Source organism: Photorhabdus namnaonensis (assembly GCF_001684335.1).
Classification (GTDB): Bacteria; Pseudomonadota; Gammaproteobacteria; order Enterobacterales; family Enterobacteriaceae; genus Photorhabdus; species Photorhabdus namnaonensis.
The window spans coordinates 316,638-335,462 of the sequence record NZ_LOIC01000018.1 but is presented as its reverse complement, the minus strand read 5'-3'; the positions used below and the strand labels follow the sequence as shown (position 1 = coordinate 335,462).

13 protein-coding genes, 2 pseudogenes and 1 riboswitch are annotated in these 18,825 nt (G+C 38.2%); of the genes and pseudogenes, 7 read left to right on the top strand and 8 right to left on the bottom strand.

The genetic code is table 11. The features are described from left to right. Positions 1 to 29 precede the first annotated feature (29 nt). Positions 30 to 425 (bottom strand): VOC family protein, encoded by a 396-nt coding sequence (locus Phpb_RS03750; RefSeq protein ID WP_065389221.1) that lies wholly within the window; start codon positions 423 to 425, stop codon positions 30 to 32. A gap of 671 nt (positions 426 to 1,096) precedes the next feature. Here Phpb_RS03750 and Phpb_RS03745 point away from each other — a divergent pair. From Phpb_RS03745 to Phpb_RS03735, 3 genes are all read left to right on the top strand, one after another. After that, positions 1,097 to 2,242 carry a polysaccharide export protein gene (locus Phpb_RS03745; RefSeq protein WP_065389220.1) on the top strand — a complete coding sequence of 382 codons (1,146 nt, stop codon included), beginning with the start codon at positions 1,097 to 1,099 and terminating at the stop codon, positions 2,240 to 2,242. Further along, a complete protein-coding gene (locus Phpb_RS03740; RefSeq protein WP_036809197.1) occupies positions 2,242 to 2,670 on the top strand; it encodes an arsenate reductase/protein-tyrosine-phosphatase family protein in 429 nt (142 codons plus the stop codon). The genes Phpb_RS03745 and Phpb_RS03740 overlap by 1 nt, the downstream gene beginning before the upstream one ends. A 71-nt stretch (positions 2,671 to 2,741) precedes the next feature. Continuing rightward, positions 2,742 to 4,889 carry a polysaccharide biosynthesis tyrosine autokinase gene (locus Phpb_RS03735; RefSeq protein WP_065389219.1) on the top strand — a complete coding sequence of 716 codons (2,148 nt, stop codon included), beginning with the start codon at positions 2,742 to 2,744 and terminating at the stop codon, positions 4,887 to 4,889. Between the two features lie 204 nt (positions 4,890 to 5,093). Here Phpb_RS03735 and Phpb_RS03730 read toward each other — a convergent pair whose 3' ends face one another. Next, positions 5,094 to 6,683, bottom strand: coding sequence for an FGGY-family carbohydrate kinase (locus Phpb_RS03730; protein ID WP_065389361.1), 1,590 nt, complete (start codon positions 6,681 to 6,683; stop codon positions 5,094 to 5,096). A gap of 627 nt (positions 6,684 to 7,310) precedes the next feature. On the opposite strand from Phpb_RS03730, the gene Phpb_RS03725 reads away from it, so the two are divergent. Next, positions 7,311 to 8,678: an alanine/glycine:cation symporter family protein gene (locus tag Phpb_RS03725; protein ID WP_065389218.1), complete on the top strand. Its 1,368-nt coding sequence runs from the start codon at positions 7,311 to 7,313 to the stop codon at positions 8,676 to 8,678. A gap of 45 nt (positions 8,679 to 8,723) precedes the next feature. Here Phpb_RS03725 and Phpb_RS03720 read toward each other — a convergent pair whose 3' ends face one another. Next, positions 8,724 to 10,208, bottom strand: coding sequence for an aldehyde dehydrogenase family protein (locus tag Phpb_RS03720; protein WP_065389217.1), 1,485 nt, complete (start codon positions 10,206 to 10,208; stop codon positions 8,724 to 8,726). 443 nt (positions 10,209 to 10,651) lie between these two features. Next, positions 10,652 to 11,788: an ABC transporter substrate-binding protein gene (locus tag Phpb_RS03715; protein WP_065389216.1), complete on the bottom strand. Its 1,137-nt coding sequence runs from the start codon at positions 11,786 to 11,788 to the stop codon at positions 10,652 to 10,654. A gap of 594 nt (positions 11,789 to 12,382) precedes the next feature. Between Phpb_RS03715 and Phpb_RS03710 the strand changes: the two genes are divergently transcribed. Both Phpb_RS03710 and Phpb_RS03705 read left to right on the top strand, forming a co-directional pair. After that, positions 12,383 to 12,715, top strand: a complete 333-nt coding sequence (locus Phpb_RS03710) for a DUF6694 family lipoprotein (protein ID WP_065389215.1) — start codon at positions 12,383 to 12,385, stop codon at positions 12,713 to 12,715. Between the two features lie 154 nt (positions 12,716 to 12,869). Further along, a riboswitch (M-box (ykoK) riboswitch) is annotated at positions 12,870 to 13,041 on the top strand. A gap of 73 nt (positions 13,042 to 13,114) precedes the next feature. After that, entirely contained in the window at positions 13,115 to 14,185 is a 1,071-nt protein-coding gene (locus Phpb_RS03705) for a magnesium transporter (RefSeq protein WP_065389214.1), read from the top strand. 494 nt (positions 14,186 to 14,679) lie between these two features. Here Phpb_RS03705 and Phpb_RS03700 read toward each other — a convergent pair whose 3' ends face one another. The 4 genes and pseudogenes from Phpb_RS03700 to Phpb_RS26520 form a co-directional block, all read right to left on the bottom strand. Next, positions 14,680 to 15,345 (bottom strand): PAS domain-containing protein, encoded by a 666-nt coding sequence (locus Phpb_RS03700; protein ID WP_065389213.1) that lies wholly within the window; start codon positions 15,343 to 15,345, stop codon positions 14,680 to 14,682. 389 nt (positions 15,346 to 15,734) lie between these two features. Continuing rightward, positions 15,735 to 16,235 (bottom strand): annotated as a pseudogene (locus tag Phpb_RS03695) (Na+/H+ antiporter NhaC family protein); the annotation flags it as partial. A 140-nt stretch (positions 16,236 to 16,375) separates the two neighbouring features. After that, a complete protein-coding gene (locus Phpb_RS03690; RefSeq protein ID WP_065389212.1) occupies positions 16,376 to 17,377 on the bottom strand; it encodes a LacI family DNA-binding transcriptional regulator in 1,002 nt (333 codons plus the stop codon). Between the two features lie 439 nt (positions 17,378 to 17,816). Beyond that, positions 17,817 to 17,948 (bottom strand): helix-turn-helix transcriptional regulator, encoded by a 132-nt coding sequence (locus Phpb_RS26520; protein ID WP_240492392.1) that lies wholly within the window; start codon positions 17,946 to 17,948, stop codon positions 17,817 to 17,819. A 406-nt stretch (positions 17,949 to 18,354) separates the two neighbouring features. Here Phpb_RS26520 and Phpb_RS24340 point away from each other — a divergent pair. After that, positions 18,355 to 18,825 (top strand): annotated as a pseudogene (locus Phpb_RS24340) (Na+/H+ antiporter NhaC family protein); the annotation flags it as partial.

The following is an 18,825-nucleotide window of genomic DNA, read 5'->3' as shown; positions in this document are numbered from 1 at the left end:
GGGCAAGTATGCTTAAGGTCGATTAATAATCAAACAGGGAATACTGTGTTTTGTAACACAACCCGATAACCATCAATATCTTCGAATGTTTTACCATCAATATCCCAATATGGGTTGTAAGAGGGGACTGCAATAAAGCCAGCGTTTTTCATTAATGATATCTGCTCTAACCATTCTGAATGGTCTGATATATAGAAGGCTAATAAATTGTCCTGCGTGGGGGATCTTCCTACTGTTGTGCCACGATGATGGGTAAATTCGAGATGCCAGAGATGGTTTGGATGCCCTAGAATAATACCATCAAAATTTTCATGATCTTCGAATTGCTCCAGGATAATAAATCCTAAACCTTGGCAGTACATTTCAGCAATTTGAGTTAAGTTGTCAGTTGGTCTGGCGATTCTTAGTATGGTTGATTTTTTCATGGTAATCCCAGTTGATAAAGTTTTTGTGGAATATGCCCGATTCTCAGATCTTCTACTATTGCTATATAAAACAATCGGTAATGGTAGTTGATAAACGAGAAAAGTACAAAGTGGTGAGCTTCAAAATTAAAACAATCTAAAAATATTCGATACTACCGAGCTATTATTTATAATATGGCAAAATTTATGGTTTTATAATTGGAGTTTTTTGATAGGTTAGTTGGTTGTTTTTTTATTTTATATCATCTTAATTACTAAAGTATCTTATATGAACACGGATTTGATGTAAGTAGGTCTGTGTTTTTTCACAATGTTATCGAGAGTATGTATTCAGTTCCGATAAATTCTGATAAATATCTTTACTATTATTTGATGAGCCGCTCTTACTTTCTGTTTGTAATAATATCTTATAAGATATATTAAATAATAAAATAATTAATAAATTTACTACCTATTATTTAATGGCCTGAATTTTTCAAAGCCATTAAGTTGATTTCTGTTGTTTTTACCAAGTGATACGACCAGTAGCCTAGTGTCTTGTGGCCCTTAAGCAAAATTTTTATATTATATTATATTTTATTATATTATAATCTAGTTTTGTTAGGGAGATTATAATTAATACTATTTTCTGTATTCTTTTTTGTTTATTATTTTTTAAGGATAAATTTCTGATGAATATTAAGGAATTAATTATAGTTCTGGCTTTGTCCTGTTCTACGCTATTAGGTGGTTGTACTGTTATGCCTGGGAGTGGCCTTACTGTTTATAATAAAGAAATAATCAATGATGATGATAGTAACTATGATATTAATAATTTGGTAAACGTTTATCCAGTAACACCACAGTTAATTGAAAAGTTACGAGTGAATTCTGCTATTGCACGTCCTAATCCTGAATTAGATAAAGAGTTACAACAGTATGAATACCGTATTGGTGTGGGGGATGTCATTATGGTTACTGTTTGGGATCATCCTGAATTGACGATACCAGCCGGGCAATACCGTAGTGCCAGTGATACGGGAAACTGGGTGCATTCTGATGGAACGATTTTTTATCCCTATGTTGGTAAACTTCATGTAAAAGGGAAAACGGTCACTCAGGTGCGAACAATGATTACTGATAAGTTATCTAAGTACATTGAATCACCTCAAGTGGATGTTAATATTGCTGCTTTCCGTTCACAAAAAGCTTATGTAACAGGTGAAGTGGCCAGGTCAGCTCAACAACCTATCACTAACGTTCCTTTAACCATTATTGATGCGATCAACCATGCTGGCGGCTTAACCGAAAATGCTGACTGGAGGAGGATCATTTTGACTCATAAGGGAAAAGAGACGATTATTTCTCTTCAAGATTTAATGCAGAATGGTGATCTAAAGCAAAATCGTCTGCTCTATTCTGGCGATATTTTATACATTCCTCGTAATGATGATTTGAAAGTGTTTGTTATGGGGGAGGTCAAAAAACAGACTACTCTGCGTATGGATCGCAGTGGAATGACTTTGACTGAAGCATTGGGTAATGCTGAAGGTATAGATCAATTATCAAGTGATGCTAATGGCATTTTTGTCATCCGTTCACTGCGTAATGTAACTGATAATAAAGGAAAAATAGCCAATATCTATCAGCTCAATGCTAAAGATGCGACGGCGTTGGTGTTGGGAACTGAGTTTAATTTGCAACCTTACGATATTGTCTATGTTACCAGTGCGCCAGTCGTTCGCTGGAATCGGGTTATTAATCAGTTGGTGCCAACGATATCAAGCATTAATAGCCTGACTGAAACAACTAAGTGGATTCGTAAGTGGCCGAATTAATGTTTAATTCTATTCTGGTCGTTTGTGTGGGTAATATCTGTCGATCTCCGACAGGAGAGCGTTTATTGCGGCAGATATTTCCTCAGAAAGAGATTTATTCTGCGGGGATATCTGCTTTGGCTGGTAATCCTGCAAATGAGCTTTCAAGTAGGGTTGCGGCTAAGTATGGATTGTCCTTGGATGGGCATACAGCACGTCAACTAACCAGTGAATTATGCCAGCAGTCAAGCTTGATTTTGGTTATGGAAAAAAGACATATTGAAGCTGTAAATAGGATAAATCTAGGAGTCAGGGGGAAAACAATGCTTTTTGGCCATTGGTTAAATAAAATGGCCATTCCCGATCCATATAAGTCTGATATCGAGGTTTATGAATATGTGTATCAGTTATTATTTGAGAGTGCTAATAGTTGGCTTGGGAAATTATAACTTATAAGTATTTTCAAATTCTGGGTTTTCTATTCTTCATTACTTATCAATAAAGTAATTATAGGCTTTTTATGACTACATCAGATAAATCAAGTCACACTCATACGGATAGTGATGAAATTGATTTAGGCCGTCTTCTTAGTGCCTTATTCGATTATCGCTGGGTGATTGGTGGAATCACTCTATTGTTTACCATTATTGGCCTTTGTTATTCCTTGATTGCGACTCCGATATACAAGGCAAATGCTTTATTGCAGGTTGAAAAGAGAAGTAGTGTATTGCCTTTAATTGGCGACATGGCGGATATGCTTTCAGGAAGACCGTCAGATACATCGGCAGAATTGGAGTTATTAACTTCCCGAATGATATTGGGAAAGACGGTAAAGGATCTTAATTTGGATGTTCAGGTTACAGCGGATTATTTTCCTGTGATAGGTAAGGGAATTGCCCGTCTCCGTGGTATGCCAAAGCCAGATATTGTTATTAAACATTTTACAATATCACCCGAATATATGAACAAAGGGATAAAAATATATGTTGACGATTCAGAAAATTATCGGTTGCTGTTTGATGATCAAATTTTCCGCGGACAAGTGAACAAAGTATTTGATACTGATGGCATAAATTTGCTTATCTCAAATATTTCAGCTGCTCCGGGACAAAGTTTCACGTTGGTTAAACGGGGGCAATTGGGGGTTATTCGTGGGTTGCAACAAGCTTTGCGGGTAAAAGAAAAAGGTAATAGTACAGGTATTATTTCGCTTGAAATGGAGGGTGATGATCGTGCAAGAATAAAGTCAGTACTGGATAGTATTGGTAAAAATTACTTGCAACAAAATGTGACAAGAAAGACGGAAGAGGCTGAAAGTAGTCTTAATTTCTTAAAAAATCATTTACCTAAAGTTAAAATTGAACTCAATCGTTCTGAGGAGTTGCTTAACCAATATCGTCAAGCGAATGAATCTATCGATTTATCACTTGAAGCAAAATCGGCTCTGGAAACATTAGTCCAAATTGAGAAACAGATTAATGAGTTGATTTTCAAAGAAGCTGAATTACAGCAATTGTATACCAAACAACATCCTGCTTATATTGCGTTGCTTGATAAACGTAAGACTTTGGTTGATACCAAAAAGGAGCTGAATCAGTCAATCAAACGGTTACCTAAAACACAGCAGGAAATTTTACGTTTGACCAGAGATGTTCAAGTTGGTCAAGAAATTTATGTGCAGTTACTCAATAAACAGCAAGAGTTGAACATCTTGAAAGCAGGGACGGTGGGTAATGTACGTATTATTGATGAAGCTATTGTAGAAAATTCAGCGGTAAAACCGAAGAAGTCACTGATTATTGCATCTATGATGGTATTGGGCTTTATATTGTCTGCTGGGTTGGTTTGTATACGAGTCATGTTTCGTAAAGGAATCGAAAGCCCCGAACAATTGGAAGAAATAGGTGTTTCCGTTTATGCCACTATTCCACTATCTGGGACCCAGATTAAACTTGAACAACAACAGAAAAAGCGAACTCATCGCCATAAATTACGGTTATTAGCGATTCAAGATCCCACAGATTTAGCTATTGAAGCATTACGTAGCCTTAGAACAACCTTGCATTTTTCAATGATGGAATCTGCAAATAAAATTATTCTTCTTTCAGGTTCTGCGCCTGAACTAGGAAAATCTTTTATTTCAGTAAACCTTGCTGCTGTATTGGCATTAAGTAATAAACGCGTGCTTTTAATCGATGCGGATATGAGGAGAGGTCGTTTACATAAGGTGTTGGAAGGTCCTCAATCTCTGGGGTTGTCTGAATATTTGGCTGGTCAGCATCAGATAAAAGAGATCATCACCAGAACTTATCTTACTGAGCTTGATTTTGTTAATCGAGGTGTTATTCCGCCTAATCCGTCGGAATTGCTTATGCATAACAGGCTTAAAGAATTATTATCTTGGGCAGAAGAGCATTATGATTATGTCTTGGTAGATACTCCTCCTATTTTGGCTGTAACTGATGCTGCGATTATTGGGAGATATGCAGGAACTTCATTGTTAATTGCTCGTTATCATAAAACAAGAGTTAAAGAAGTTAATATTGCTATTCGCCGGTTTAGACAAAATGGCATTCATATTAAAGGGGTGTTGCTAAACGCGGTAGAGAAGAATTCTGGTCTCTATTATGATTATGGCGGATGTTATCAATACAGTTATAAGGATTGATCACCTTTCTCCGGCTTGTGGGGCCGGAGAAATTTTATCTAATGAGTTTTTATTCCTTTCATCATTATATTTTATTATAAATAAGATTCCAAAATAGCGCTACATCTTATACTGCCCATAATTCTATGTATAACAATGGGTTGGAGAAGATCATGTGTAGCAGAATTATGAAACGTTATTTATATCTGTTTTTATCATTAAAAGTTAATTGCCGGTTTGCATGATTTCGTTATATCGCTGCTGGTCCCGGTACATTTGCAGATAGACCTGATATTTGGCTTGATGAAATGAAAATGTCTCTTTTTCCGGTTTGATAATGTTGCCGTCACGTACCATCGATTTCGCCGCTTGGGCGAAGTCCGTAAAGGAACCACAAGCAACGGCGCCAAGCAGAGCAGAACCAAGATTGACAGCATCCTCTTCCTGAGTGAGATGGATTTCGCGCCCGGTGGCATTGGCATATTCACGTAACCATAGTGGGTTTTTAGTTGCGCCACCACACATCGCTAGCCTGTTTATCTTATGCCCTGCTTCTATTAGTGCATCAATAATATGGCGGGTGCCATAAGCGATAGATTGCAGCGTTGCCAAGTAATGGCGGGCCAAAGCATCACGGCTATCTGCCAGCGTCAGCCCGCTGACCATTCCTTTGGCATTAGGGTTTGCCCTTGGTGAGCGGTTGCCGTAATGGTCACCTAAAATATGAAGTTGTGCGGTCGGGTATTTTTCTTGCTTTTCTAACTGTGCGACAGCTTCATTCAGTAGTTGGTAGTAATGATGACCAGATTCCTCAGCTTTGGTTTCTAGCTCCAGCCAGCTATGGTGTTGACGAATTGACCACTCAACTAATGCACCGGCGGCGCTTTGTCCACCTTCGTTGAGCCAATAATCGGGTAGCATTGCGCCGAAATAGGGGCCCCAAACCCCTGGAACCATAACAGGATGAGGACTGACAATCATATGGCAGTTTGAAGTGCCGCTGATAATGACCAAACTGCCCTCTGGATCGGCGCCAGCCAGTGCCAATCCGCCGGCATGAGCGTCAATAATACCACCGGCGACGATGACTCCTGTGTGCAGCCCAAAATCTTTAGCCATTTCAACAGTCAGATAACCTGCTTTTTCGCCAAGTTCAATGATGGTAGACGGAACTTTATTTATTAAATCTTCTAACCCCACATCATAAAGTAGTTTTTCGCTGAACTGTTTTTGATGAGCTAAATAGTTCCATTTACAAGTGAGCGTGCAAATACTGGCTACATCAACGGCAGTTGCTTTCCACACCAAAAAATCAGCTAAATCAAAGAAACGCCAGATATCCTGATAACGTTGAGGAAAGTGGTTTTTTAGCCATAGGATTTTCGGTAGTTCCATTTCAGGGCTGATTTCACCACCTACATAGCAGAGTGCGGGGTCATTGGTTTGATTTATCGTGATGGTTTCTTTTATTGCCCGATGATCCATCCACATGATGATATCGTGTTCAGGATTGCCATTTTCAGCCACAGAAAGAGGACGTCCTTCTGTTGCTACCGCGACTAATGAACAGGTGGCATCAAAGCCGATTGATTTAACATCAATAGGATTAATATTTGCTAGTGCCACAGCTTCTCTTACTGTTGCACATACTTGCGCCCAGATATCAGTAGAAGATTGTTCAACAAAATCAGCTTTTGGGTGAAATTGTTGGATAGGGCGAGCAGAAAATGCATGCCGTTTGCCGCGTTGGTCAAAAACCGCAGTACGGACACTGGCGGAGCCAACATCAACACCAATGAAATATTGTTGTTCCACCATGAGGTTCTCTCTCATTCATTAATCCAGGAGGATAAAATGAGTTGAATGGAACAATAAGACAATGAGGTTATTCAATTATTGTGAAGCGGTTCGAAAAAGATTTAATGGTTTTATGATAATAGAAAAATATTACATATATTTTCTGTCGCTCTTTGGGTTGATGTATAAATCCATTCCAGAATGGTGGTTTGTTTAAAAGGCAAAACATGATAGGCAGAGTGAGCAAGATATTTTCAGAAAAAGCGCTGATAACTTTTACTCAATGAGTTGTTTCTCAAAAAATTGCTTTTTAAAAATAATATTAATCAGTTCATTAATTAATAAAAAAACGGAATATAAAGAGTAATGTTCTGTTGTTTTTACTTTAATTGATTTAAATATTTGGATTTTCTATTAAATTATTTTGATTAAAGTGGCGATTTATACCTAAATGTTTTTTAATGTATTAGGCATAATAAATTTTTGAACATTCTAATCTTAAAATTCTATCGAGTGATATCACTCACAAGTATCAAATTTTTTTCCATTTTTATGAAATTTTTTCTCGCATATTTTCTGTAAATATTCTTTATTAAGTTGCTGCGCATATGTTGTTATTTTGTTATGAAATATCCGAGGGAATATATGGGATTGATCACAGAATGGCTGAGTGCTATTAACGGGGTAGTATTGGGAGTACCGATGATGGTCGGTCTTCTGGGGGTTGGGTTGTTCATGCAGCTCCGTCTCTCTTTTCTGCCTATACGCAAATTGGGAACGGGTTTTAAATTACTATTTGAGCGTAACCATCAGCGGGGAGAAGGGCAGATATCGCCCTTTAACGCACTGATGACTGCGCTTTCCGCCACCATTGGAACAGGTAATATCGCTGGTGTGGCTACCGCGGTTGTATTGGGTGGGCCAGGTGCACTGTTTTGGATGTGGATAACCGCATTAGTAGGCATGGCAACCAAATATTCAGAGGCGGTACTGGCAGTCCGTTTCCGTGAGGTTGACAAAAACGGTCACTATGTTGGCGGCCCCATGTATTACATCAAAAACGGTTTAGGCAAAAAATGGGCTTGGCTGGGGACGTTGTTTGCGGTATTTGGCAGCATTGCTTGTTTCGGTATCGGTAATACCGTACAGGCGAATTCTGTTGCTGATGTGCTGCAAAGTAACTTCGGTGTTTCCACCACGGTAACGGCCGTAGGATTGGCGATTCTGGTTGGTGCGGTACTTATCGGGGGCATTAAACGTATTGCTGATGTGGCGGGTAAATTAGTGCCATTTATGACGGTTGCCTATCTTGCCGCCGGGATTATTGTTCTGGGGGTGAATTTTAGTGAGATTCCCGCCGCGTTTGTTCTGATTGTTAAATCTGCGTTTACACCTGTTGCGGCACAAGGTGGTTTCGCGGGTGCGGCAGTATGGGCGGCAATTCGTTTTGGGGTGGCTCGTGGCATTTTCTCAAATGAAGCGGGATTGGGAAGTGCGCCGATTGCTCATGCGACAGCCAAAACCCAAAACCCGATTCGCCAGGGGTTGATCGCTATGCTAGGTACTTTCATCGATACTATTATTGTTTGTTCTATCACAGGCTTAACGATCATCATTACTGGTGGTTGGTTGAACGGTCAAACAGGTGCGACACTGACAGCGACTTCTTTCGCTATGGCGATTCCTGGTGGTAACTATATTGTCGCCGGTGCTCTGGTAATATTTGCCTTTACCACAATTCTTGGCTGGAGTTTTTACGGTGAAAAATGTACTCAATATCTATTTGGGCAAAAAGCTATCACGCCTTTTCGTGTGGTATGGATTATTGCTTTAATGGTAGGTGCTACTCAGTCATTAGATTTTGTCTGGTTATTGGCAGATACATTGAATGCGATGATGGCGATACCGAACCTGGTTGCATTAGCATTGTTGAGCCCAGTTGTTTATCGGCTGACAAAAGAGCATATTAAAGATGTGAATGCGGATAGTGTTGATATTAAAGCAAATATCTGAATAAAAGCCTTCCAAACGGAAGGCTTTTCTAATCACTGATTGAAATTATTCTTCACTGGTTTTGATATAGATGTTTTTGATCAGGGTGTAAGAATCCAACATCATTTTGTGTGTTTCTCTGCCAAGACCTGATTTTTTGTAGCCGCCAAATGGCGCATGAGCGGGCAGTTCATGGTAAGTATTAATCCACATACGGCCAGTTCTGACAGCTTTAGCGACGCGTAGTGCACGGTCGATATCTTGTGTCCAGACAGCACCCGCCAGGCCATAATCAGAATCATTTGCCATTCCGATGACCTCTTCTTCTTCATTGAATGGAATAACGGTCAATACAGGGCCAAAAATCTCTTCGCGCGCGACTCGCATATCATTAGTGACGTTGGTAATGATGGTTGGCTGGATAAAGAAGCCATCATCATAACTTTCCCCAGTAATGCGTTTGCCGCCCGTGAGAATGGTTGCGCCCTCTTTTTTCGCAATATCGACATATCCAAGAATTTTTTCCATTTGTTCCTGGCTGACTTGGCTTCCCATTTGAGTATCTTTTGCTAATGGGTCACCAACCTGGATGGATTCGAATTCTACTTTTAAGGATTTGAGGAATTCATCATGAATATCTTTATGCAAGAATAACCGGGAACCTGATTCACACGCTTGACCTTGATTCAGCAAAATAGCTTTGGCCGCATATTTTACCGCCTTTTTCATATTGGCGTCAGGGAAGATAATATTGGCTGATTTACCGCCAAGCTCTAGTGTTGCAGGGATCAGCTTTTTGGCTGCGGCTTCGGCTACGGTATAACCTACTCTGGTGGAACCAGTGAATGCCACTTTTTCGACATCTTTGTGATCCAGAATAGCTTGACCAACAACTGAACCGCGGCCTGTAACAATGTTAACCACTCCGGCTGGCAGGACTTTATCCAATATTCGACCTAGTTCAAGTAAGGTGATGGGTGTCAGTGTCGCCGGGTTAATCACAATGGTATTGCCCGCTGCAAGAGCAGGAGCCAGTTTCCATGCCGCCATCAGTAGTGGGAAATTCCAGGGAATCACCTGTCCGACAACACCAATGGGTTCACGGATCACTAGGCTGAGTGTATTGGTATCCAGAACTGAAGCTTCATCGGTATGGGAACGGATCACACCCGCGAAATAGCGGAAATGGTCAATGGAGGCCGGTAGATCCATATACAGGGATTCATTTAATGGTTTGCCGGTATCCAGTGATTCAAGGATGGCGAAACGTTCTTGTTCTGCTTCTAGTAAATCAGCAATTTTCAGTAAAGCTGATTGTCTTTCGATGGCGGAGGTTTGACTCCAGGCGTGGAAAGCTTTTTTCGCGGCGCTGACAGCAAGATCGACATCTTCCGCATTACCGGATACATATTCAGCCAGTAATTCTCCTGTCGCCGGGTTATAACTTTTGGTTGTTGCTTTGGATACACTATCTACCCATTGCCCACCAATAAGCATTTTGTAGGATTCAACGGGCAACATCTCTTTCTCAATATCATGTAATCGTTTCATTAATATACTCCGAGTACTTTGGTTTAAGAATAGTTACATCCAGAATCTATCTCATTAGGTTATTTTATTTTCCATTCTTGTTAGTAAAGAGCGAATGATTCCCTGTATATCATGTATATAGCTTGATTTCTGTACTTTGGCTGTGCATATAATTTATTGATAATAATGGCCTTGTGTTGATCATTTCTATTGGAATAGTTGCTTAATTAGCAGGTTTTATATAGTTCCATTATGTGAATATATTTTTACTTTATATTTATTACTTAACTGAATTTATCTTGTCATGTTTTATATTTTTTCAGCATCAACTATAGTAGAGCACAAAATAATAGATGTCTATTAGCACGTTATATAAAATATTAGGTATATTAACCAACGGAAATTATAAATGAATGGTGAAACTAAGTATCCGTTGGCGTATTCCAACGGATTGAAAAGAAATATTATTTTGCTGTAACCCAGAATATCCCGTTACCGTCAAGAGTAGTAAAGGTTTTATGCAGATATAGGCTATCAGCTTGTGGATCGATATCTTCAAATAACTTCGGATGCAAAAATTTAGCAATGATTTCAACAGCAATGATGTTAAACGGCGTATCGTAATATTGGTGGTACAGTGCTATTACTTGTTTTTCACGAAATGCTCTTAATACGCTTAATGTGGGACGTGTCAGTAATTTTTTCAGTCTTTCCTGTGACTGTTTTAGATTGCCGGTGTAGCCTAATGGCACAGAGAAGCTTCCGGGGTGGACTTTATCCCAATCTGCGGCGGTCATCAGATAAAACTCAGGGTTACTGACGATTAATTGTTCTTCGTTTACCTCACCATCCATACTTGAAAACCAGCGAGCACCGAGGTTATCACCTCCGGCGGCCGTAACAAATTCGCCAAAATTGCCATTTCCGAAAGTTTTACAGCAATGTTCAACACCCAACATACCTGCGTGGCGTTCGATAAACACCGGAGGACGCTGTTCTTTACCTAACGTGCCGACGCGTTGGTTAATAATTTTCATCCTCTCTTGATAAAACTCAATAAATTTTTGTGCATTTTCTTCTTCACTAAATACTTTCCCAAGTAAAACCATACTTGGAATCGTATTTGTTAGCGGATATTGACTGAAATCGATAAAAATAACCGGAATGCCCGCTTTTTCTAGTAGAATTATGGTTCTACTATCATTGAGCTTAGTTTGAAGACCAATATCAAAAATAACCAGATCGGGTTTATAAGTCAGCGCTTTTTCGACGCTAAAATCACTTTGATAAGGATTAGGGAATACCGGAATATCACGCAATTGCGGGAAGTCTTTTTCATAAGCAATTGCTAAATCTGGAGATTTAATTTCCAATGCATTATCCCAGGCAACAATACTTTTAAGCGGATTATCAGGATGAAGAATATTCAGTGCAATCAATACTCGGCTGTTAGCTAGCATAACCCGATTGACCGGCGAGTTAACTTTGACCTTCCGGCCAGCAACGTCTTTGACTGTAATTTCTTTTGCTTGTGCAAAAACAGACAGTAACATCAATATGGCAGTCAGAAAATATTTTGTAGTGCGGTGGATGATTGCCATTATTTCTCCTTTGAATAAAGAACGCTCTTGATTGAACCGCATAATTTGACAAATTGGGCCCACATCTATTTATACTCATCTTAAAATGATAATGATAACAATTTACATTAATCAAATGGTTTTAGTGACTTTGGTAAATAATATTTTTATTTTTTTTACTATTTTTAAATAATAACAATGAGTTGAGTGGCATTCCTGAGTTGAAAGTAATTCTCATTTGGTGGAAAGTTATGGTGGTGGTTGGCAAAAACAGCAGACTAAATTTGCCAAGTCTTCTGGTAGATTGTGATGATTCCAGTTACATTATTGATCTGAATATCGGCAATTACTGCGGCTGTATCTGGGACTGTCATGTTGTCGATTGGTCGAGTATTTTAGTCGTTTGATAGATTTAGCAGGCAAAAAATCGTTTTTTATGCTGTTGAAGAAATAATAAATGATTATATTTTGGCATTATCATTGCCAATCACAAGGATAACCATTCTGGAATAGCATGATAGGAAATTTCATCTTATTACTATTCTTTATCGATTTGGCTAATTATTTCTGCTTCTGTTATTATTCCCTTGTTTAATATTCTGTTGGGGGATGAATATGAAAAAATTGTTAGTAATTTGTTTGTTAGGATTTGTATTAGTTGGTTGTGATAGCCAACCTAAAATTGATGCGTCTAATGAAATCTCGTTGAAAGTATCCATTGAGAAAGTAAGAGATACGTTACCTGATGATAAAAAATCGAAGTTTGATGAATCAATTCAATCAGCTATGTTTAATAGTATCGATTTTAATGATTTGGTTAAATCAGGTACTAATGGTGACATGAAGGAATCGAAACAAAAGTTCTATAAATTGCTGGATGGTAAAACCGCTGACCAATTGATTGCTGAAGTTGAAAAAATTGAAGCTAAGAGATCAGAAAATGAGTAATTCCTTCATAGGATTATTCGCATTAAACGGCAATAAGGTGGAAATCTATGCCATTTTTTTATTATTATCAATAACTTAAATGGAAATTAAACAAAACAATTTTCAAGTTTGAATTATTACGACTATTGCTTATAATATGCGCCGCATTCTAAGTGCAGTATCTCGTTAGGCGAGGCTCCTATACAAACACAGGTTGCTGATCTCACGACGTCGAGAGACGCCCAAGATTAGGACAGGATATATCGAACCAAGGTATATCCCCATGTAACTTTCTGATAATTCAGGATACGTTGTATAGTGCTAAAACTGAGACGTAGAGATAGCTGTTATATTCTCTCATCTGGTTTCGCCCCTATGTGAGTGCTGTTTGAAGTTCACAACAGTAATAGGGACCAACACATGAAGACCATATCCCATGAAAAAATGGATGCGTTAGCGATTGCTAATCATTCTATTAATGAAACAAACGCTGATCAGCAGCGGAAACACCAATTGAAAAATGAAGAGACAACTGTCAGCGCATATATGAGCCAATGTTTCATCTCTGTATCTGTTGCTGATTCTGTGTTGTCGGTAAAGAGTAATTTGATTAATCAGCTTGAGGGTGAACAGATCCCAACTTATTTATATGTCATTGATGATGAAGGCTATCTCAATGGCATATTACCGGTAAAAGTGCTATTAACTGTAGCTGATGATTTATTTGTGTCAGATATTATGAGGCAAAGCTATTTTTCCGTATCACCGGAGCAGCCGCGTCATGATGTTTATAATTTGATAAATCACAGTGGCATGGATAGTGTTCCGGTCATTCATTTTGGCAAATTAGTTGGGGTGTTACGGCCGCAGGATATTGCTGAGTTGATTGAAGATGAAAATACGTTGGATGCTCATTTGCAGGGGGCGACTTTACCTCTGGAGCAGCCTTATCTGAGTACCAGCCCAATAACATTATGGCGTAAGCGTGTCGGGTGGTTATTATTGCTATTTGTCGCGGAAGCTTATACCGGTGCAGTGCTTAAAGCATTTGAAGATCAATTGGAAGCGGTAATTTCTTTAGCGTTTTTTATCCCGTTATTAATAGGAACGGGGGGCAACAGCGGGACACAAATTACTTCAACCTTGGTCAGAGCAATGGCACTGGGGGAAGTGAGTTTGCGCAATTTAGGGGCTGTGTTACGTAAAGAGATTTCCGCTTCATTTTTAGTTGCGGTAACGATAGGTTTTGCCGCGCTTATCCGTGCCTGGATATTGGGTGTCGGCATTGAAGTAACTATTGCTGTTAGTTTGGCCATCATTGCAATCACCCTCTGGAGTGCCATTGTTTCTTCCATTATTCCAATGGTATTGAAAAGGCTTTCTATTGATCCGGCTGTTGTATCAGCGCCTTTTATTGCCACGTTTATTGATGGTACAGGACTGATTATCTATTTCGAGATAGCGAAATTAGTGATGACAGAACTCGTTTAAAATTACCAATAAGATACCCATATTCATTGGGTATCTTATTGATTAAATAGGAGTTTGCTCTATAATTCCTATCTGTAATGGTCATTGAAAATTCTTGTTTTCTTGCTAATGGTATTAGATGAAAGAATTTTCTAATATCTTTTTGTTAGAGATGAAAATAGGGTTTATATTTAATTTAACTTAATGTTTTTATATATTTAATGTTGAGTTTTATTATCAATCAACATGAATGAAATGAACGTATTTAATATAGTGAAAATATTGATTGAAATAATTTAGTTAAATAAGATAAGTTATTTTTTGTTTTAATTAATAGATATTGATTCGATAGGTTTTTAAATGATGGATTTTTAATTTGAAATTTATTTGTGGTAATGAAACAGGTGTTTTTTGTTATATTGAATATGCCTGAGGTTTTAATAAAATTCTATTTTACCCCAGGCATGATCAGTGACGCGTGCCATAAGGCTAACTGCATCCGCAGAAGAAGCCCTTTAAGTTAATAAAAATTTCTCAGGTATATAGTGATAAAGATTATTGACTCGACAATATTCTTCTAATTGAAGAATGGAGTTAATGTTTATTTTATGATATATCTTGTTTATATGGTTTTCAATTACACTGGAACCGAGATTCAATATTGTTTCAATCTGTTTTTTCGTGCATTTCTGTAAGAAAAGGAAAATAATATCCCATTCACGTTCAGTAAAAAGATCTGTCGGTGGTTGAAGTAAAATGGATGAGGGAAGTTTATTATGATATTGATACAGACTAATTAATGAATAGTCCTTCGCCTTCCAACAATGATATATAACGCCTATACAACTTCCATCTTCATGATAAAAAGGCATTTTTTCACAGAAATAAGATGATAGAATTTTCTCTTTACCAAATAGATGTGTTTCAAGTGAGCATATTTTTTTCCCTTTTTCCATTACTTCTTGATCGTGATGAATATATTCCTTTGCAAATTCAGCGCCATCCCAAGGGAGTTCATGATCATAAAGCCCACTGTAATCAAATGATTGTGAGAAATTTTTGATAGAACTTAACGCTTTATTACCATAAATAAAACATGAAGAACTATCTTTTACTCCCCAAGGTTCGTTACTTATTTCCATTGTATTGATAATCTGAGGTGATATCGTATAGTTCTTCATAAAAACTCCTTGATAATTTGAAGATTAAAGAAACATTCTACTATGGGATTCTCTGGTGTTTTCTGGGATATAGCAATAAAATTGACTTTTTTCATAAGAATTTTCTAGTTTTATGTATTATGGCCGACTGAAGTGTTTTTTATCATATTCAAAATAACGGGTTATATAGTAATACCTGGCAATCTGTTAGTTCAAAAGTACATTTATTGGTTAATTGATTATCTTACACGTTCAGATTCATTCTAAGGAATTGCATGATTATAAGGCTTTCTGCAATCAAATAATTTCTCAATATTATGAGTAAATTCTTTTGTTGCTGAATTACCGTAAATAAAGTACGGAGTACTATTTTTTACGTTCCACGGTTTATGACTTTTTCCCCATATGTTAATGAGTTGCGGAGCGATATTTGACATAAAATGCTGAACATGACTGTAGAGATCAGTATCGGCAACAATGGGGGCGAAGTTAGTTGAGTCAGATAACGGTGAAATTTTATCACCGAAATACGCGCCTGAAACAACCGCGCCCGCCGTTGCCGCCAAAGATACATCAAGGCCAGCGGCGACTCCCATCAGAGCGACATCAACTGTTCCGGCTGACCCCCATGACGTATTGGTACAAACTGAGATAACACTCGTGATAAAGAAAGCAGCAATTAGTATCATGATTACTGGCATCGCTTTAGATAGCTTTGCCACAATAGCATCGATAATGTCATTCCAGCGATAACCCTGCCAATATGCCAAGGCTGCTGTTATTCCTGCTGATATCAGCAATAGGGATTCGATGCGTAAATTCAGTTGACCATATCCAATAATTAACAATAAGAGCATTGCTGCGATTGGTAACATAGCAAGTCCCAAATTAAGTTTCTTCTTATCATCCATATTAAAACTCCATTTTCAGGTGGTTGTTGAAACAGAATAATGAATTTATTTCGAACGAGATGTGACAGAGATTACTTGTTTATGTAATTTGTTTCATGAGTTGTGAAATGTAATCTGTATATCGCTTTTACGTTTATTACTTACTCAATTAAAAAAACAGAATCTCTGATAACGAGTTCGGCTGAGAACATATTCATCTGTGGAGTTATTTCTTTTTTGGCACTGAGGTTCAATGCCAGATTAGCCGCCCGTTGAGCCATTTTTTCTATTGGGTTGTGTACAGTAGTTAAGGAGGGATAAAGATATCGGGCCGGCACAATATCATCAAACCCAACAATCGACAGTTGTTCCGGTAATTTAATTTTCCGTTGATGTAAGGATCGCATCATACCGGCAGCCATGACATCATTAAATGTTACTGCTGCGGTAAAGCCGATACCGCTCTCTAAGAGCTTTTCTGCTGCCAATTCCCCACCTTTTTCGTTGAATGGCACACTAATAACCCAATTGCCAGGTACTGTGATACCCGCATTAGCCATTGCAGCCTGATACCCTTCCAGGCGAAGCCTTCTATCATCGATCGGTAGATCTGCCGTCACACAAGCAATTTTTCGATGGCCGTTTTGAAGAAGATAGTTGGTAGCAGTCTGAGAAGCGCTGACATTATCTAACCAGATACACCGATTGGCGATAGCAGGAAAATACCGATTGATAATCACCAATCCTGGTGTATGAGCTGCATAACGTAATACATCTATGTCACTCATTCTACTGACATGCGCTACTATTGCTTCGCATCCTTGGTTGATTAAAAAATCTAAGGAGGATTTCTCGAGTTCAGCTTGATGTCCTCCACTACAAACCATCAATTTTATTTCTTTCTTCCGGGCGATTGTTTCAACCCCGCGAGCCAAAAGCGAAAAAAAAGGATCAGCCAAATTACCGGTAAGTAAACCCAACATATTCCCGCACCTTTTCGCTAATGCAAGCGCGGCAGAATTACGATGGTAGTTGAATTCACGCATAGCTTTATCTACACGCTCACGAGTGCCCGGTTCAACGTAAGCGGTATTATTAATAACACGACTTACAGTGGCCACGGATACTCCAGCTTTATGGGCTACGTCTTTCATTGTGGCCATAATCTTTCCTTAGCAGTTATGTAAAATAAATATGAAGAATAATCATATCTCAATTTATTCAATTTATTCAAATTATCATGAAAGGATTTGTATACCTTATTTCAAGTGAATAATGTGAGTTGGGCTTATCTGAATAATATTGAGTGAACGGTTTAACAATAGAATAAGAGTGATTGGGAGTATGAACATGATAGGATTTTCAATATACCGACAAATATACCAACGATGAAATCCTTAGATCTGGCTAAGAAGGTGATCCATGTCACTAATCTACTGAAAGTCATGTCTCTCTGTCACTTAAATCATCCCCCTTGATTAAGTGACAGAAAAGCTAGAACAGAAGTATCCCCTTCAATATAGCAGGAAATAGTTCATAGATTTAAGGTATTTTGGTGGAATATAAAGATCGTAATCATTTTTTTTCGCAAAAAAGCTTCAATTAAATAATTTTTCCAATTGATAATTTCGCATGGATACTTTTAAAATACCTTTCCAAGGTACGATATGAAATGTTCATTTCATTAGCAATGTCTTCATTGCTAATACCTTGTAAAAATAAAAAAATCACCATCCACTCTTTCTCTGTCAATATATTGTTAGGTGGTCTTAACCTAGCAGATATATACCCGTCATCTATTAGCAAGAATAGTTATTTGTTCTATAGGGAATTCCCTTATAGTCAGAAGTAAGAATAACGAATTTGTTTCAAATGGAATGTGAGATGAGTTTGCTGTTCATGTAACCGGTTTCATGAAGTGTAAAAATGTGACTTGTGTATCGCTTTATAGTCTTGCTTATGGTCCATTGCCAAGTGTCAAAAAATTTTTAAAGATAAAGTAAGTGAAACTCGTATGGAATATACTTGTTTATCTTAAAAAACCAGAAATTTAAGGATATGATTAAGTAACTAGTCCTATTTAAACATTATACTTAATTCTTCTATAATAAAAAATTACATTAAAATAGATAGATATTCAATAATGCATTTAATGTATACCACTATTCCCGGCTTTGTTTTAGCCGCTATTGTTTATTTTATGCTGGACATACAAGCTTAACAGGTAACGTGGCAACACCGGAAAAAGTCGCAGAAATTGTGCAATCTATTGAAAGCCTGTATCACTTCAATTTATTGCTGATTTTGCCACCGATACTGATTTTGTGCATTTGCATTTGCTGGCGCTTTAGCGCTCACTGGTGCCTTGACCATCATCATTAACCGGCTTCTACAAGTTGTTCACACAACCGGGCAACTTATTGCTGCAACCTTGGCAACAACTATTCTGGTGACGGGCGCCACCTGCGACGGAAAGCTGGCTCTCCTCATCCCGACGGAGCTGTTCAAAGGGGCTTATCGTCGCATGGGACTGGATAATAAAAATCTGTCACGAACAATAGAAGATGGCTGTACTGTCATAGAGCCGTTGCTCCCTTGGACTTCTGCCGGC